14 protein-coding genes, 1 other RNA gene, 1 pseudogene and 1 riboswitch are annotated in these 15,537 nt (G+C 72.9%); of the genes and pseudogenes, 12 read left to right on the forward strand and 4 right to left on the reverse strand.

All coding sequences use genetic code 11. From position 1 onward, the window contains the following. Positions 1–125: 125 nt before the first annotated feature. The 9 genes and pseudogenes from glyA to thiL all read left to right on the forward strand — a co-directional run bounded on the left by glyA (position 126) and on the right by thiL (position 8,171). Positions 126–1,379, forward strand: coding sequence for a serine hydroxymethyltransferase (gene glyA, locus CSC64_RS08905; protein WP_162434970.1), 1,254 nt, complete (start codon positions 126–128; stop codon positions 1,377–1,379). A gap of 49 nt (positions 1,380–1,428) precedes the next feature. Next, positions 1,429–1,968 carry a transcriptional regulator NrdR gene (gene nrdR / locus CSC64_RS08910; RefSeq protein WP_162434971.1) on the forward strand — a complete coding sequence of 180 codons (540 nt, stop codon included), beginning with the start codon at positions 1,429–1,431 and terminating at the stop codon, positions 1,966–1,968. Positions 1,969–1,976: 8 nt separating this feature from the next. Then, positions 1,977–2,456 carry a GNAT family N-acetyltransferase gene (locus CSC64_RS08915; RefSeq protein WP_162434972.1) on the forward strand — a complete coding sequence of 160 codons (480 nt, stop codon included), beginning with the start codon at positions 1,977–1,979 and terminating at the stop codon, positions 2,454–2,456. Then, on the forward strand, positions 2,453–3,589 hold the full coding sequence (gene ribD / locus CSC64_RS08920) for a bifunctional diaminohydroxyphosphoribosylaminopyrimidine deaminase/5-amino-6-(5-phosphoribosylamino)uracil reductase RibD (protein ID WP_274381668.1): 1,137 nt from the start codon (positions 2,453–2,455) through the stop codon (positions 3,587–3,589). Before CSC64_RS08915 ends, ribD begins: the two co-directional genes overlap by 4 nt. A gap of 295 nt (positions 3,590–3,884) precedes the next feature. Beyond that, positions 3,885–4,100, forward strand: a riboswitch (FMN riboswitch). A 200-nt stretch (positions 4,101–4,300) separates the two neighbouring features. After that, positions 4,301–4,924, forward strand: a complete 624-nt coding sequence (locus CSC64_RS08925; RefSeq protein WP_162434973.1) for a riboflavin synthase — start codon at positions 4,301–4,303, stop codon at positions 4,922–4,924. Next, the gene (ribB, locus tag CSC64_RS08930; RefSeq protein ID WP_162434974.1) at positions 4,921–6,015 is read left to right on the forward strand and encodes a 3,4-dihydroxy-2-butanone-4-phosphate synthase; all 1,095 of its coding nucleotides are present in this window, start codon (positions 4,921–4,923) and stop codon (positions 6,013–6,015) included. Before CSC64_RS08925 ends, ribB begins: the two co-directional genes overlap by 4 nt. A 130-nt stretch (positions 6,016–6,145) precedes the next feature. Further along, a pseudogene (ribH, locus tag CSC64_RS08935) lies at positions 6,146–6,612 on the forward strand (6,7-dimethyl-8-ribityllumazine synthase). Further along, positions 6,609–7,079 carry a transcription antitermination factor NusB gene (gene nusB / locus CSC64_RS08940; protein ID WP_162434975.1) on the forward strand — a complete coding sequence of 157 codons (471 nt, stop codon included), beginning with the start codon at positions 6,609–6,611 and terminating at the stop codon, positions 7,077–7,079. The pseudogene ribH and the gene nusB overlap by 4 nt, the downstream one beginning before the upstream one ends. A 66-nt stretch (positions 7,080–7,145) precedes the next feature. Continuing rightward, on the forward strand, positions 7,146–8,171 hold the full coding sequence (gene thiL / locus CSC64_RS08945; RefSeq protein WP_162434976.1) for a thiamine-phosphate kinase: 1,026 nt from the start codon (positions 7,146–7,148) through the stop codon (positions 8,169–8,171). Between the two features lie 124 nt (positions 8,172–8,295). Here the strand turns inward: thiL and CSC64_RS08950 are convergent, their stop codons facing one another. The 4 genes from CSC64_RS08950 to CSC64_RS08965 are packed head-to-tail and all read right to left on the reverse strand — an operon-like array spanning position 8,296 to position 13,026. Further along, positions 8,296–9,486, reverse strand: a complete 1,191-nt coding sequence (locus CSC64_RS08950; RefSeq protein WP_238389901.1) for a MalY/PatB family protein — start codon at positions 9,484–9,486, stop codon at positions 8,296–8,298. Beyond that, positions 9,483–10,868 carry an FAD-binding oxidoreductase gene (locus CSC64_RS08955; RefSeq protein WP_162434977.1) on the reverse strand — a complete coding sequence of 462 codons (1,386 nt, stop codon included), beginning with the start codon at positions 10,866–10,868 and terminating at the stop codon, positions 9,483–9,485. The genes CSC64_RS08950 and CSC64_RS08955 overlap by 4 nt, the downstream gene beginning before the upstream one ends. A gap of 36 nt (positions 10,869–10,904) precedes the next feature. After that, a complete protein-coding gene (locus tag CSC64_RS08960; protein ID WP_202922346.1) occupies positions 10,905–11,285 on the reverse strand; it encodes a YraN family protein in 381 nt (126 codons plus the stop codon). A 7-nt stretch (positions 11,286–11,292) separates the two neighbouring features. Next, positions 11,293–13,026 carry a penicillin-binding protein activator gene (locus tag CSC64_RS08965; RefSeq protein ID WP_162435011.1) on the reverse strand — a complete coding sequence of 578 codons (1,734 nt, stop codon included), beginning with the start codon at positions 13,024–13,026 and terminating at the stop codon, positions 11,293–11,295. A 158-nt stretch (positions 13,027–13,184) separates the two neighbouring features. Here CSC64_RS08965 and rsmI point away from each other — a divergent pair, with 158 nt between their 5' ends. From rsmI to mraZ, 3 genes are all read left to right on the forward strand, one after another. Next, the gene (gene rsmI / locus CSC64_RS08970; RefSeq protein WP_162434979.1) at positions 13,185–14,006 is read left to right on the forward strand and encodes a 16S rRNA (cytidine(1402)-2'-O)-methyltransferase; all 822 of its coding nucleotides are present in this window, start codon (positions 13,185–13,187) and stop codon (positions 14,004–14,006) included. Between the two features lie 185 nt (positions 14,007–14,191). After that, positions 14,192–14,636: RNase P RNA component class A (rnpB, locus tag CSC64_RS08975), an RNA gene on the forward strand. A gap of 444 nt (positions 14,637–15,080) precedes the next feature. Beyond that, positions 15,081–15,527 (forward strand): division/cell wall cluster transcriptional repressor MraZ, encoded by a 447-nt coding sequence (gene mraZ / locus CSC64_RS08980; RefSeq protein ID WP_162434980.1) that lies wholly within the window; start codon positions 15,081–15,083, stop codon positions 15,525–15,527. The last annotated feature ends 10 nt before the right edge of the window (positions 15,528–15,537 follow it).

Below are 15,537 nucleotides of genomic sequence, written 5' to 3' on the forward strand. Positions count from 1 at the left end.
GCCGATTATCCCGGATATGGGGGCGGGGCGCCAAATCGCCAGTCCCCACCGGGGCGCCCCCGGCCGGGCCGCCGGGAGGCGGAAGGGCTACAATCGGGGGCCCCCGTCCCCACCCCGGAGCCACGATGTTCCCGCGCGACGCCCGTATCGAAGGTTACGACCCTGAACTGGCCCAGGCCATCGCCGGCGAGGCCCGCCGCCAGGAGGACCATGTCGAGCTGATCGCCAGCGAGAACTACGCCAGCCCGCGGGTGCTGGAGGCCCAGGGCAGCGTGCTGACCAACAAGTACGCCGAAGGCTACCCGGGCAAGCGCTACTACGGTGGCTGCGAGTACGTGGACGTCGCCGAGCAGCTGGCGATCGACCGGGTCAAGCAGCTGTTCGGCGCCAGCTACGCCAACGTGCAGCCGCACTCGGGCTCGCAGGCCAACCAGGCCGTGTACTTCGCCCTGCTGCAGCCGGGCGACACCATCCTGGGCATGTCGCTGGCCCACGGCGGCCACCTGACCCACGGCGCCAAGGTCAACGCTTCGGGCAAGCTGTTCAACGCCGTGCAGTACGGGGTCAACGACCAGGGCCTGATCGACTACGACGAGGTCGAGCGCCTGGCCGTGGAGCACAAGCCGAAGATGGTCGTGGCCGGCTTCTCGGCCTATTCGCAGAAGATCGACTGGGCGCGCTTCCGCGCCATCGCCGACAAGGTCGGTGCGTACCTGTTCGTGGACATGGCCCACGTCGCCGGCCTGGTCGCCGCCGGCGTGTACCCGAACCCGCTGCCGCACGCGCACGTGGTCACCTCGACCACGCACAAGACCCTGCGCGGCCCGCGCGGCGGCATCATCCTGGCGCTCGACGCCGGCGAGGAGATCGAGAAGAAGCTGCAGTCGATCGTCTTCCCCGGCATCCAGGGCGGCCCGCTGATGCACGTGATCGCGGCCAAGGCGGTGGCGTTCAAGGAAGCGCTGGAGCCGGAGTTCAAGGCCTACCAGCAGCAGGTGGTACGCAACGCGCAGGCGATGGCCCGGACCCTGGTCGCGCGCGGCTACCGGATCGTGTCCGGCGGCACCGAGAACCACCTGATGCTGGTCGACATGATCGGCAAGGGCATCACCGGCAAGGACGCGGAGGCGGCGCTGGGCAAGGCCCACATCACCGTCAACAAGAACGCGGTGCCGAACGACCCGCAGAAGCCGTTCGTCACCTCCGGCCTGCGCATCGGCACGCCCGCGGTCACCACGCGCGGCTATGGCGAGCAGGATTGCGTGGACCTGGCCAACTGGATCGCCGACGTGCTCGACGCACCGGGCGATGCGTCGGTGATCGAGGCCGTGCGCGGCAAGGTCACCGCGCAGTGCAGGAAGTACCCGGTCTACGGCTGACCGGGCCAGCCCGGGCCACCCGCCCGGGCGCCACCAGCAAGGGCGCCGCATGCACTGTCCCTACTGCCAGCACGACGACACCCGGGTGATCGACTCGCGCGTGTCCGAAGACGGCGCCACCATCCGCCGCCGGCGCGGCTGCGAGGCCTGCGGCGAACGTTTCAGCACCCTGGAAACGGTGGAGCTGAAACTGCCGGCGATCATCAAGAGCGACGGCCGCCGCGAGCAGTTCGACGCCAAGAAGCTGCGCCTGGGCTTCGACCGCGCGCTGCAGAAGCGCCCGGTGGCCGAGGAGCAGATCGAGGCGGCGGTGCGCGCGGTGGTGCACGCGGTGCGCATGAGCGGCGAGCGCGAACTGGCCTCGCGCCGGATCGGCGAGTTCGTGATGGACGAACTGCGCAAGCTCGACCACGTCGGCTACGTGCGCTTCGCCTCGGTCTACCGCAGCTTCGAGGACGTGGCCGATTTCCGCGAGGAGATCGAGAAGCTGGAGCGCGACCTGCCGCCTGGCAACGGCCAGCTGCCGCTGCTGCAGGGCGGCGAGGTGGTCCCCATCGACAGGCACGCCGACCGGCAGAAGAAGCGCTGAGCACGGCCATGCGCATCGACTGGCTGCGCGACCATCCGCAGTACATCGACGCGGTCGCCGCCGCCCACGTCGAGGCGTTCGGCGCCCTGGTGCCCGATTGGAGCGTGGCCGATGCGGTGCGGGAACTGCGCTCGCATATCCACGCCTGCGCGATCCCGACCACCCTGCTGGCGCTGGACGGGGCAGGCGACTGGCTCGGTTCGGCCAGCCTGCTGCAGGAGGACCACCGGCGCATCCGCCAGTACTCGCCGTGGCTGGCCAGCCTGTACGTGCGGCCGCAGGCGCGCGGGCAGGGCGTGGGCGCCGCGCTGGTGGCGCGTTGCGTGGACGAGGCTGCCGCGCTGGGTGTGGGCCGCCTGTACCTGTACTGCACCGCTGCGCTCACCGGCTACTACGCGCGCCTGGGCTGGCGTGGCCATTCCCGGGTCGTGCTCGGCCCGCTGCACGTGGACGTGATGGCGATCGACTGCGCCGGGGCCTCGCGGTGAACCGGTTCGATGCCGACGACCGCGCCTGGATGGAACGGGCGCTGGAACTGGCTGCACGCGGCCTGTACACCGCGCGGCCCAACCCGATGGTCGGCTGCGTCGTCGTGCGCGACGGCGAGCTGGTGGGCGAGGGCTGGCATCCGCGCACCGGCGAACCGCACGCGGAGGTGTTCGCGCTGCGCCAGGCCGGCGCGCGCGCGCGCGGCGCGACCGCCTACGTGACCCTGGAGCCCTGCGCGCACCACGGGCGCACGCCGCCCTGCGCCGACGCGCTGGTCGAGGCCGGCGTGGCACGGGTGGTGGCGGCGATGCGCGATCCGTTCCCGCGGGTCGACGGCGCCGGCTTCGCCCGGTTGCAGGCCGCGGGGGTCGATGTGGCCTCCGGGTTGATGGAGGCCGAAGCACGCGAGCTCAACCGCGGCTTCCTGTCACGCATGGAGCGTGGCCGGCCCTGGTTGCGGGTCAAGCTGGCGGCCAGCCTCGATGGCCGCACCGCGATGGCCAGCGGCGAATCGAAGTGGATCACCGGCGAGGCCGCGCGCGCCGACGTACAGCGCTGGCGCGCGCGCAGCGGCGCGATCCTCACCGGCGCCGACACCGTGCTGGCCGACGATCCGGCGCTGACCGTGCGCCTGGGCGAGGGCGTGGACTTCGTGCCGCCGCTGCGGGTGGTACTCGACAGTGGCCTGCGCAGCCTCGCGCGCGGCAAGGTCCGCGATGGCGCCGCACCGACGCTGTACCTGCACGGCCCCGGCGCGGTGCCGCCGGCCAGGCTGGACGCGGAATTCGCCGCGCTGCCACTGCGCGACGGCCGCCTTGACCTGGAAGCCGCGCTGCACCTGCTGGGCGGGCGCGGCATCAACGAGGTCCAGGTCGAAGCCGGCCCCGCGCTGTGCGGCGCACTGCTGCGCGCCGGCCTGGTCGACGAACTGCTGCTCTACCAGGCCCCGCTGCTGCTGGGCGACACCGCCCGACCGCTGTTCGCCGGGCTGGGGATCGAAGCGATGGCACAGGCGATGCGCTTCGCCCTGGTCGACGAAGCCCGCTTCGGCCCTGACCGCCGCCTGCTGCTGCGCCCGATCCCGCCCGGCGCCGCCTCCAGCGCGCCACTTCCAGGATTGGTGTGCCCTTGAACGCCGTGCCGGCGGGACACGTCGGGCCGTTCCTGTAGGAGCCCACTTCAGGGGGCGACCCGGTCCACCTGTGAAGGCGCCGTGTTCAATGCGACACCTCCGGAAAGGCCGTGTCGAACACCGCTGCGCCGAGCTCCCGCGGGTCGCCCCCTGAAGTGGGCTCCTACACAGGCAGGGCGCGCCATCGGCGCGGGGCGGATGCACCGTTGCAGCCATGCCACCTCCTGGCGCCGGGGCCGTTCACCCGCCTGCGCTAGAATGCCCGCGCCGGTTCGCCGGCAGCCAAACCAGAAACGAACGTCTTCAGGGCGGGGTGGAATTCCCCACCGGCGGTAGGCGCCAGTCCCCAGGGGCCATCCCCACGGGAGACCGGCGCGAGCCCGCGAGCGCTCCCCGTCATGCGATCCGTCGCGGGCCGGGAGGCCAGCAGATCCGGTCCGATGCCGGAGCCGACGGTTGCGGTGTGGCCCTCCCGGGCGGCATCCCATAGTCCGGATGAAAGAAGACGCAGCGCCGCTCCGGCCCCCGGCCGGGTGGCGTCCCGCGAGCCCCGGGGACGTTTTTCGCAGCCATTCCGCGGAAGACGCCCATGCAATCCCACATCGTTGCCCCCGTCCGTCCCAGCGCCCGCGTGGCGCCGTGCCGCGTCCGCGCGCCGCGGCCCGCCCGCGCCGTCGCCGTCCGCGGCAGCCGCCACGCGGAGGTGCGCTGATGTTCACCGGCATCATCGAGGGCGTCGGCCGCCTGGCCGCGCGCGAGCCGCGTGGCGGCGATGTGCGCTTCACCTTCGCCACCGGCACCTTGCCCTTCGACGACGTGCGCCTCGGCGAAAGCATCGCGGTCAACGGCGTGTGCCTGACCGTGGTCGACTTCGACGCAGCCTCGTTCCAGGCCGATGCCTCCACCGAGACACTGGCGCTGACCACGCTCGGTGCGCTGCCGGTCGGCGCGGTGCTGAACCTGGAGCGGGCGATGCGCCCGTCCGACCGCCTCGGCGGGCACCTGGTCAGCGGCCATGTCGACGGTGTCGGCACGGTGCTCTCGGTGCACGACGACGCGCGCGCGCAGCGCTGGCGCTTCGCCGCGCCGGCGGCACTACTGAAGTACATCGCGAAGAAGGGTTCGATCTGCGTGGACGGCGTCAGCCTCACCGTCAACGAAGTGGACGGCGCCGGTTTCGAGGTCGCGCTGGTCCCGCACACCGTGGCCCATACGCGCTTCGCCGAAACGGCGCTGGGCGAGGCGGTGAACCTGGAGATCGACCTGGTCGCGCGCTACGTCGAGCGCCTGCTCGGCGCGCGCGACGTACGCGGTGAAGCGGAGGCGCAGGCATGAACTTCGCCCCCATCCCCGAACTGCTGGAAGAGATCCGCGCCGGCCGCATGGTGGTGGTCGTCGACGACGAGGACCGCGAGAACGAAGGCGACCTGATCATGGCCGCCGAACTCGTGCGCCCGGCCGACATCAACTTCATGGTCACCCACGCCCGCGGCCTGGTGTGCCTGTCGCTGACCCGCGAACGCTGCGCGCAGCTGGGCCTGGCGCCGATGGTGCAGACCAACACCGCCCAGTTCCAGACCAACTTCACCGTCAGCATCGAGGCGGCCGAAGGCGTGACCACCGGCATCTCCGCCTACGACCGCGCCCACACCATCCGCACCGCGGTGCGACCGGACGCCAAGCCTTCGGACCTGAGCCAGCCGGGCCACATCTTCCCGCTCACCGCCCAGCCCGGCGGCGTGCTCACTCGCGCCGGCCACACCGAGGCGGCCAGCGACCTGCCGCTGCTCGCCGGGCTGGAGCCGGCCGGCGTGCTGGTGGAGGTGATGAATCCGGACGGCACCATGGCCCGCCGCCCCGAGCTGGAAGTGTTCGCACGCGAGCACGGCCTGAAGATCGGTTCGATCGCCGACCTGATCGCCTGGCGCCTGGCCACCGAGCACACCGTGGAGCGCATCGACGCGCGCGACATCGATACGGAGTTTGGCCCGTTCCAGCTGGTCACCTACCGCGACCGCATCGCCCACGAACTGCACTTCGCCCTGGTCCGCGGCACCCCCGACAAGGCCACCCCGACCCTGGTCCGGGTGCAGGTCGAGAACCCGCTCAGCGACCTGCTGCACTGGCGCCGCGACGACTTCGGCGTGGCCGCCACCGACGCCCTGCGCGCCATCGCCGCCGAAGGCCAGGGCGTGATGGTCGTCCTCTCCGCCCCGCGCAATCCCGAGGACCTGCTCGCCCGCCTGCGCAAGCAACCCGAGGTCCGCCGCGACCCCAAGGACGTCGGCCAGTGGCGCCGCAACGGTGCCGGCGCGCAGATCCTCGCCGACCTCGGCCTCGGCCGCCTGCGCGTCCTCGGCACCCCGCGCCGCCAGGTCGGCCTGGCCGGCTACGGCCTGGAAGTCGTCGAATACCTGCACCCGTGACCTGCAGGGGCCCCACGAAGGAGCACCTCTGCGACCGCGCAGCCGCGTGCGTTCCGCTTCGCCACGAACACCCTCCGCGGCCGCGGCCCCGCGTCCGGTAAACTGTGCGCCCCCCAGGACCCGCCCACCCATGACCCATTACGAAGGCGACCTGCGCCTCCCGGCCGGCGCCCGCTTCGCGATCCTGGCCAGCCGCTGGAACGCGCGTATCACCGACGCCCTCGTCGCCGGCGCCCGCCAGTGCCTGGCCGACAACGGCGTGCCCGAGGACGCGGTCGACGTGGTCCGCCTGCCCGGCGCCTGGGAACTCCCGCTCGCCGCGCAGCGGCTGGCCGCCGCCGGTGGCCATCGCGCCCTGGCCGTGCTCGGCTGCGTCGGGCGCGGCGCACCCGCCACTACGAACACGTCGCCGACCTGTGCGCCGAAGGCCTGATGCGCGTGCAGCTGGACACCGGCGTGCCGGTCCTCAACGGCGTGCTCGCGGTGGAGAAGTTCGAGGACGCCGAGGCCCGCGCCGGCGGCAGCCACGGCAACAAGGGCGAGGAAGCGGCGCTGGCCGCGCTGGAAATGGTCAACCTGCTGGAGCGCCTGCCATGAGCCACCCGCACCGTCCCCGGGGGATCGACCCGGTCCTGCGCGCGCGCGCGCGCCGCCGCGCGCTGCAGGCGCTGTACGCCTGGCAGATCTCCGGCGGCAACGCGCAGGCGGTGATCGCCCAGTTCGCCCACGAGCAGGCCCACGAGATCGCCGACCTGGAGTACTTCGAGGACCTGGTCCGCGGCGTGCTCGCCGAACGCAGCGGCCTGGATGCCGCGCTCGCCCCGCACCTGGACCGCGGCGTGGAGGAAGTGGACGCGATCGAACGCGCCGTGCTGCGCCTGGCCGCCTACGAACTGCTGCACCGCCCGGACGTGCCGTACCGGGTGGTCCTCAACGAAGCGATCGAGATCGCCAAGCGTTTCGGCTCCGAGCACGGCCACACCTACGTCAACGGCGTGCTCGACCGCGCCAGCGCCGAATGGCGCGCGGTCGAAGTGCAGGCCGGCCGCCCGGCGCGGCACTGATCGGGAAGGCGCAGCCGGGCAAGCCCGGCTCTACCGGGCGCGGGCGCATGCGGGCAAGATGACCGCATGGCCGAATTCGACCTTATCGGGATGATCCGCGCGCGCTCGCGCGCGCTGGCCGACGCGCGCGACGACGTCGTGCTCGGCATCGGCGACGACGCCGCGCTGCTGCGCGTTCCGGCGGGCCACGAACTGGTCGTCACCGCCGATACGCTCAACGCCGGCGTGCACTTCCCGTCCGACGCGACCGCCGCGGACATCGGCTGGAAGGCGCTGGCAGCCAACCTGTCCGACCTGGCCGCGATGGGCGCGCGCCCGGCGTGGTGCACGCTGTCGCTGTCGCTGCCGCAGGCCGACGCGGAATGGGTTGGCGGCTTCCTCGACGGTTTCCTCGAACTGGCCGCCGCGCATGGCATCGCCCTCGCCGGCGGCGACACCACCCGCGGGCCGCTGTCGATCGCGGTGACCGCGATGGGCCACGTCGAAGCCGGCGCCGCGTTGCGCCGCGCCCGCGCCCGCGCAGGCGACGACATCTGGGTGACCGGCGCGCTCGGCGACGCGGCCGGCGCGCTGGTGCTGGGCGGGCACCTGCCGCCGCCGGGTGCGGGTGCAGATGCAAGTGTGCATGCGGGCGCGGATGCTGCCGTGCCGGCGGCGTCACCGTCCGATGCCGCCTTCCTGGCCGCGCGCCTGCACCGGCCCACGCCGCGCGTGGAGGCCGGCCGCCGCCTGCAGGGCCTGGCCCGCGCCTGCGTCGACGTGTCCGACGGGCTGCTGGCCGACCTCGGCCATGTCTGCGCGCGCAGCGGCGTCGGCGCGGAAGTGGCGGTGGCGTCGCTGCCGGCGTCGGACGCGCTGCGCCGCGTGTTCGGCATGCATGCCATCGCGCTGCAGGCCGGTGGCGGCGACGACTACGAGCTGTGCTTCACCGCGCCACCGGCATTGCGCGACGCGGTGATGCTGGCGCTGGAACAGGCCGGCGTGGAAGGCACGCGGATCGGCCGCATCGTCGCCGGCAGCGGCGTGCGTGCGCTGGACGCGGACGGCCACGAATGGCACCCGCCCCGCAGCGGCTACATCCACTTCCTGTAGGAGCCCACTTCAGGGGGCGACCCTATGCCGCTGGATGTGCGGCGCTCAACGCGCAGCCTCCGGAGCGGCCGCGTTCAACGTGGCTGCGGTCCGGGCACGTCGGGTCGCCCCCTGAAGTGGGCTCCTACAGGGAGGCCACGGCGCGGGCCATGCGCTCGACGGTTTCGACCAGCAGCGGGCGGGGCATGGCGAAGTTCAGGCGCACGTGGCCCTCGCCGCCCTGGCCGCATTCGCAGCCGTCGGTGAGCGCGACCTGCGCCTGGCGGCGGAAGAACAGATGCGGCGCCATTTCCAGCGGCAGCGCCCGGCAATCCAGCCAGGCCAGGTAGGTGCCCTGTGGTTCGACGTAGCCCAGCTGCGGCAGGCGCTCGCGCAGCATGCGCCCGAGCAGCTCGCGGTTGCCGTGCAGGTAGCCGAGCACGCCATCCAGCCACGCATCGCCCTCGCGCCAGGCCGCGGTGTGCGCGACCACGCCCAGCGTGGCGGTGCTGTTGCCGGCGAAGTGGCCGATCGAACGCCAGCGGCGCAGGTCGTCGTCGCGGGTGAACAGCAGCTGCGCGCATTTCAGCCCGGCCAGGTTCCAGGCCTTGGAGGCGGACACCGCGGTGATCGCCTGCCGCGCCGCCTCGTCCGAAACGGTGGCGTAAGGCACGTGTTGCTGGCCCGGGTATACCAGTGGCGCATGGATCTCGTCGGCGAACACGCGTGCGTCGTGGCGCGCGGCGATCGCGGCGATGCGTTCGAGCTCTTCGCGCGCGTACACCTTGCCGATCGGGTTGTGCGGGTTGCACAGCAGCAGCATGCGCGCGCCGGCGGCGAAGGCCTGTTCCAGCGCGTCCTCGTCCAGCGTCCAGCCGCCGCCGTCGCCGCCGTCGCGCAGCATGGGCACCTGCAGCACCGGGTGGCCGAGCAGCGCCAGCAGCGGCAGGAACGGCATGTAGCAGGGCACCGGCACCGCCACCGTCGCGCCCGCGGGCAGGTAATGGCGGCAGACCACCTCCAGCGCGCCGAGCACGTCGGGCACCGCGCGGATCGATTCGGGCGGGATCTCCCAGCCATGGTGGCGCCGCTGCCAGTCCGCGCAGGCGGTGGCCATGTCCAGCAGCGGCGCGGCGGAGAGATAGCCGACCTGGCCGCGCTCCACCGCCCCGAGCAGCGCGTCGCGGATCGGCGGCGCGATGCCGAAGTCCATCTCGGCGACGAAGGCGCCGATGCAGTCCGGGAACGCGCGCCACTTCAGCCCGCCGCCGGCGCGCAGCTGTCCAAGCGTGATCGCATCGAATGCCGGAGTGTCCAGGGGGGCTCCTGCAATCACGGCAGCGGCAGCAGCTTGCCGGGGTTGAGGATGCCGTCGGGGTCCAGCGCGGCCTTGACCGCACGCATCGTGGCCAGGGTCGGCGCGTCGAAGGCGCGGTCCATCCAGTCGCGCTTGGCCACGCCGATGCCGTGTTCGCCCGACAGCGTGCCGCCCAGTGCCAGCACCAGTTCGAACAGCCCCGCCAGCGCGACGCGCGCACGCGCGTCCTCGGCCGGGTCGTCGGGGTGGTACATGATGTTGACGTGCAGGTTGCCGTTGCCGGCGTGGCCGAACACCACGATCGGCAGCGCCTGCGCGGCGGCCAGCGATTCGACCCCGGCGACCAGCTCCGGGATGCGCGACACCGGCACCACCACGTCCTCGTTGATCTTGCCCGGCGCGATGCTGCGCAGCGCCGGCGACAGCGCGCGCCGCGCCGCCCACAGCCGGTCGCGCGCGCTGCCGTCGGCGGCCACGTCCCGCGCCAGCAGGCCGCCGCCTCCGGCCGCGTCGGCCAGCGCCGGCAGCGCCAGCGGCAGGCTGTCGTGGTCGCCGTCGGCTTCGACCAGCAGCATCGCGCCGGCGTCGGGCACCTCGCTGCCGTTGCGGCGGAGCAGGGCGATCGCGCTGGCGTCCATGAACTCGAGCATCGCCGGCACCTGCGGCTGGCGCATCAGCCGCGACACCGCTGCGGCCGCCGCACCGGCATCGCGGTACAGCGCGCGCAGGCCGGCCTGCGCCAGCGGGCGCGGCACCAGGCGCAGGGTCGCTTCGACGATCAGCGCCAGCGTGCCTTCGCTGCCGACCAGCAGGTGGGTGAGGTCGTAGCCGGTGGCGTCCTTGGTCCACGGGCCACCGCAGCGGATGATCTCGCCAGTGCCGGTCCCCGCGACCAGGCCGAGCACGTTGTCGCGGCTGGCGCCGTACTTCCCCGCGCGCGCCCCGCCGGCATTGCAGGCGAGGTTGCCGCCGATGGTGCAGCGCTCGAAGCTGGTCGGGTCCGGCGGCCAGAACAGGCCGTGCGGCTGCAGCGCCTGCTGCAGGTCGCCATTGAGGACGCCCGGCTCGACCACCGCGCAGCGGTCGCCGGGGCGGATGTCGAGGATCCGCGTCATGCGCGCGAACGACACCACCCCGCCGCCGGCGAACGGCACCGCCGCGCCGGTGGTGCCGGTGCCGGCGCCGCGCGCCACCAGCGGCACGCCATGCCTGCGGCAGGCGCGCACCAGCGCGGCGACTTCGCCGCGGTCGCGCGGCGACGCCACCGCATCGGGTAGCGCCGACATGCGCGAATCGTCTTCGCCGTGGGCGCGACGGATCTGCTCGCCGGTGAACCAGCCGTCCACGCCCAGCAGCGTGGACATCTCGGCATCGAAGGCAGGAGGCAGCATGGAGGCCATGCCGCATTGTAGAGCGGGGCTTGCCCCGCTGCCGGCTCAGACGTCGTCGAGGCGGAACGCGTCCTTCAGCCACTCCAGCTTCGGTGCGGCCGGATCGCCGCTGGCCTCGACCACGTCGAACCGGCACGGCAGCATCGCCAGCCGTGGCCGCCCCGACAGGTACAGCTGCGCGGCGCGGACCAGCTTGCGCCGCTTGGCATGGTCGACCGAAGCGAAGCCGCCGCCGAAGCCCGAACCGGCGCGATAGCGCACCTCGACGAACACCAGCGTGCCGCCGTCGCCACCGGGCTCGAGCATCACCAGGTCCAGCTCGCCGCCGCGGTAACCGACGTTCGCCGCCTGCAGCCGCAGCCCGGCGCGCTCCAGTTCCGCGCGCGCGGCCGCTTCGACCAGCGCACCGCGGGCGCGCCGATCCACGCGGGGATCAGCGGCCACCGCCGGCCATCGGTACCGGCACGCCGCCGCTGAAGATCGACCACTGCGGCTGCCGCACCACGTTGCCGAAACCGTCCAGGCGCAGCGTGCCGGTGGCGCCGGCCAGTTCGCCATCCTTGTAGATCACCAGCCGTTCGAGGAAGGCGCCGATCAGCCACGCGTCGTGGCCGAAGGCGAACAGGCGCGCGCCGCCGCCGCGCGCGGTCGGCAGCATCTCCGCGACCTGGCTGTGCGGCGGCAGCCCGGCCACGCCGCGCGCCGGCCAGGCTTCGCCGGGGAACACGATGCCGTCCAGGACCACGTCCTCGCTGGCCTTGCCGGTGCCCGACACCAGTTGCGAAGCGGCCACCCGGGTGCGCGAGGAAAAGCCGGCCATCGCCAGTTGCGGCACCAGCGCCCGCGCCTGCGGCCCGCGCACGGCCAGGAACACCGAATCGGCACCGTTCGCGGCGGCCTGCGCCAGCTGCGCCGACACATCGGCGAACTTGCCTTCGGCATCGGGCTCGCCGACGCTGACCACGCCGGCCACCTGGCCGCCGCGTTCGCCGATCCGCGCGCGGAACGCATCCACCGCGCGGCGCCCGTTGTCGTCGCTGCCGCCGATCACCAGCACCTTGCGGTGCTCGCGCGCGAGCAGGTAGTCGGCCGCGGCGATGCCGTCGTCTTCCGGTGCCAGCGAGAACGCCAGGTGCCCCGGCGGCGGCGCCACGGTGCCGCGGTTCAGCGCCAGGCTCGGCACCGGCAGGTCGGGCTGGGCGAACACCGCGCTGACCTCGTCGCGGCCCAGCGGCCCGATCACGAAGTCGTAGCCTTCGGCCGCCGCGCGTGCGTATGCGGCGGTCGCGCCGGCCGGGGTGCCGCCGGTGTCGAAGAAGCTGATCGCCGGGCGCGTGCGGCGCTCGGCGTAGTAGCCGGCGAGCAGGCCGTCGCGGACCGGTCCGGCGGCCACCGCGAGCTGGCCGGACAGCGGCAGCAGCACCGCCAGCTTGTTCGGCGGGCGGAAACCGTCGGCGGCGGCGGGCGCGCGCTGCCCGAAGTTCCAGGCGCCGGCGGTGTCGAACGGCCGCGGCAGCGGCAGGCCGCGACGCACCAGGGCGCGGCCGGCGAAGTTGTACAGCGGGTCGCCGGCCGGCAACGCGGCCGCGCGCGCCGCCAGGGTGGCGTTGTCGAGCGCGGACAGCAGGCGTTCGCTCTCGCCGCGGTGGCCGCGGCGCGCCTCGCCCTGCAGCCCGGCGTCGGCGCGCGCGCGCGCGCCGGCGGCGGCGAAGCTGTCGCCACCGGCTTCCAGGCCGCGGGCCTGGGCCAGGGGCCAGCGCGCCTGCAGCGGCGCCGGCAGGGTCGCCGGGTCGCTGCCGGCAAGCGCGGCGGCCACGCCGCCCGGCTGCTGCGCGGCCAGGGCCAGTTCGGCCTGCAGCACGCCCAGGCGCGCGCGGCTGGCGCCGGCGACGCGGCGTGCATCCAGCTGCGCCACCAGGCTGCGCGCGCGCGCGTCGTCGCCGGCTTCGTGCCAGGCGAAGGCGGCGTCGGCCAGCAGCGCGTGCCGCTGCGTGCCGCGCGCGGCGGTGGCCAGCGCTTCCAGCCGCTGCGCCGCTTCGCGCGACTGGCCCTGTTCGAGCTGGGCCAGCGCGGCGGCATGCTCCGGCGCTGCCGCGCTCGGCGCGGTGGCCACGCTGGCGCAGCCGGCGGCCAGCAGCACGGCCAGCGCCGGCACCAGCCAGCGCATGCGGAGCCAGGACGTGCGGAGCGCGGGCGCACGCTGCGGGAGCGCGCCATCCAGGCGCCGGGCGGGGGCGTCGTTGTTCGGCATGTCCATCCGTCGGGCCGGGCCTGTCGGGGGAAAGGGCTTAGGATTCTACCTTCCACCCGATCCACGGACCCGTGATGCCCGCCGCCATCCTGCACGTCGTCGCCACGCCCATCGGCAACCTCGGCGACCTTTCGCCGCGGGCCCAGCAGGTGCTGCGCGACGTGGCGGCCATCTGCGCCGAGGACACCCGCCGCAGCGGCCAGCTGCTGGCCCACTTCGGCATCGGCACGCCGCTGCTGGCCCTGCACGAGCACAACGAGCAGCAGCTGGCCGAACGCCTGGTGGCGCGGCTGCTGGCCGGCGATTCGCTGGCACTGGTCAGCGACGCCGGCACCCCGCTAGTGAGCGACCCGGGCTACCGCCTGGTCCGCGCCGCGCGCGCGGCTGGCGTGAAGGTGAGCCCGGTGCCGGGGCCGTCGGCGCTGATCGCCGCGCTGAGCGTGGCCGGCCTGCCCAGCGACCGCTTCGCCTTCGAAGGCTTCCTCCCGGCCAAGGCCTCGGCCCGTCGCGAGCGCCTGGCGGAACTGGCCGGCGAACCGCGCACCCTGGTCTTCTACGAATCGGCGCACCGCATCGGCGAGTCGCTGGCCGACCTGCGCGCCGCCTTCGGCGACGATCGTCCCGCGGTACTGGCGCGCGAACTGACCAAGCTGTTCGAGACCGCGCTCGACGGCACCCTTGCCGACCTGCATGCGCGCGTCGAGGCCGACCCCGACCAGCGCAAGGGCGAGTTCGTGCTGGTGGTGCAGGGCATGGGCGAAGACGCCGACGCCACCCTGGCCGAAGGCCGCCGCGTGCACGCCATCCTGGCGAAGCAGCTGCCGCCGTCCACCGCCGCCAAACTCGCCGCCGAAATCACCGGCGCCCCGCGCAAGGCCCTCTACGGCGCCGACTGACGGCCTGTCGCCTTTTGTAGGAGCCCACTTCAGGGGGCGACCCGACGACCTCCGGAGGCACCGCGCTCAACGCGCACCTCCCCGGACGGGTCGCGTTGAACGCGGTCGTCGCGAACGCCACCGGGTCGCCCCCTGAAGTGGGCTCCTACAGAAAGCCGCGGCAAAAGCCGTAGAATGGCCGTGGCGGAGCCGGCCAGACAGTCGCGTCATCTCCCCGCTTGCGGGGAGGTGCCGAGGAAAGTCCGGGCTCCACAGGGCACGGTGCCAGGTAACGCCTGGGCGGCGCGAGCCGACGGAAAGTGCAACAGAAAGATACCGCCGATGGCCCTCGTCACCCCGGTGCGACCCCGAAACGAAGGAACATGACGATGCGAAGCATCGGCCAAGTCCCCTCAAAGAGGCCGCAGCGGGGTGGCGAGGGATCAGGCAAGGGTGAAATGGTGCGGTAAGAGCGCACCGCGAGCCTGGCAACAGGCCGGCACGGCAAACCCCACCGGGAGCAAGACCAAATAGGGACCTCATGGCGCTGCCCGCGTCGGGTCCGGGTAGGTTGCTTGAGCGTCGCGGTGACGCGGCGCCTAGAGGAATGACTGTCCACGACAGAACCCGGCTTATCGGCCGGCTCCGCCCCTTTCCTCGCCCTTCCCGACAGCCTTCGCGCCTTCTGTAGGAGCCCACTTCAGGGGGCGACCCGGTGGCGTTCCCGGCAACCGCGTTCAACGCGACCCATCCGGGGAGGTGCGCGTTGAGCGCGGCGCCTCCGGAGGTCGTCGGGTCGCCCCCTGAAGTGGGCTCCTACAGGGGGCCGGACACGCCGCTGGCGGCGCATCTCACACGGCCTTCACAAACACCGAATCTCAAAATTTGAGACTAAACAGTAGCTTGTGGAAAACCCTTGAACTTGTCTGTGAAGATCGTTGCAAACCATTGACGGGACTGGCGATTTTTTCCTTCCAATCCTGTTGACAACCCTGTTGGTGGAACCTAAGGTGGGCCCTCGGGGGAAAACCGGGATTTTTGTGGTTTTCCGTGGTTGAATTGCCTTCCAGCGACGGGTGCGGGGTAGCAGCGAACGTGTTCCAGGGCGAGACCGCGATCACGGTGGACGACAAGGGACGGGTGGCCATTCCCACGGCCTACCGCGACCTGGTCGCGCGTGCCTGCGGCAACCGCCTGGTGATCGCCTACAACCCGTTCGAGGCCGGCTCGCTCTACCTGTATCCGACGAAGGAGTGGGAGCGGGTGCGCGACGCGGTCAACGCGCTGCCGAGCACCCGCGCCGCGCACCGCAGCCTGCAGCTGAAGCTGGTCGGCGCGGCCACCCACGTGGAGCTGGACGGCAACGGCCGCATTTCCATCCCGGCCAGCCACCGCAGCGCGGTGGGCATCGACCGCAAGGCGGTGCTGCTGGGCATGGGCGACAAGTTCGAACTGTGGAGCGAGCAGGCGCATCACGCGCAGATCCAGCGGACGTTGTCCGACGAGGATCTGAGCGAGCACATGCTCGACCTGAAGTTGTGATGGCGGGGGA

Source organism: Pseudoxanthomonas koreensis (genome assembly GCF_010093225.1).
GTDB classification, from domain to species: Bacteria; Pseudomonadota; Gammaproteobacteria; order Xanthomonadales; family Xanthomonadaceae; genus Pseudoxanthomonas; species Pseudoxanthomonas koreensis.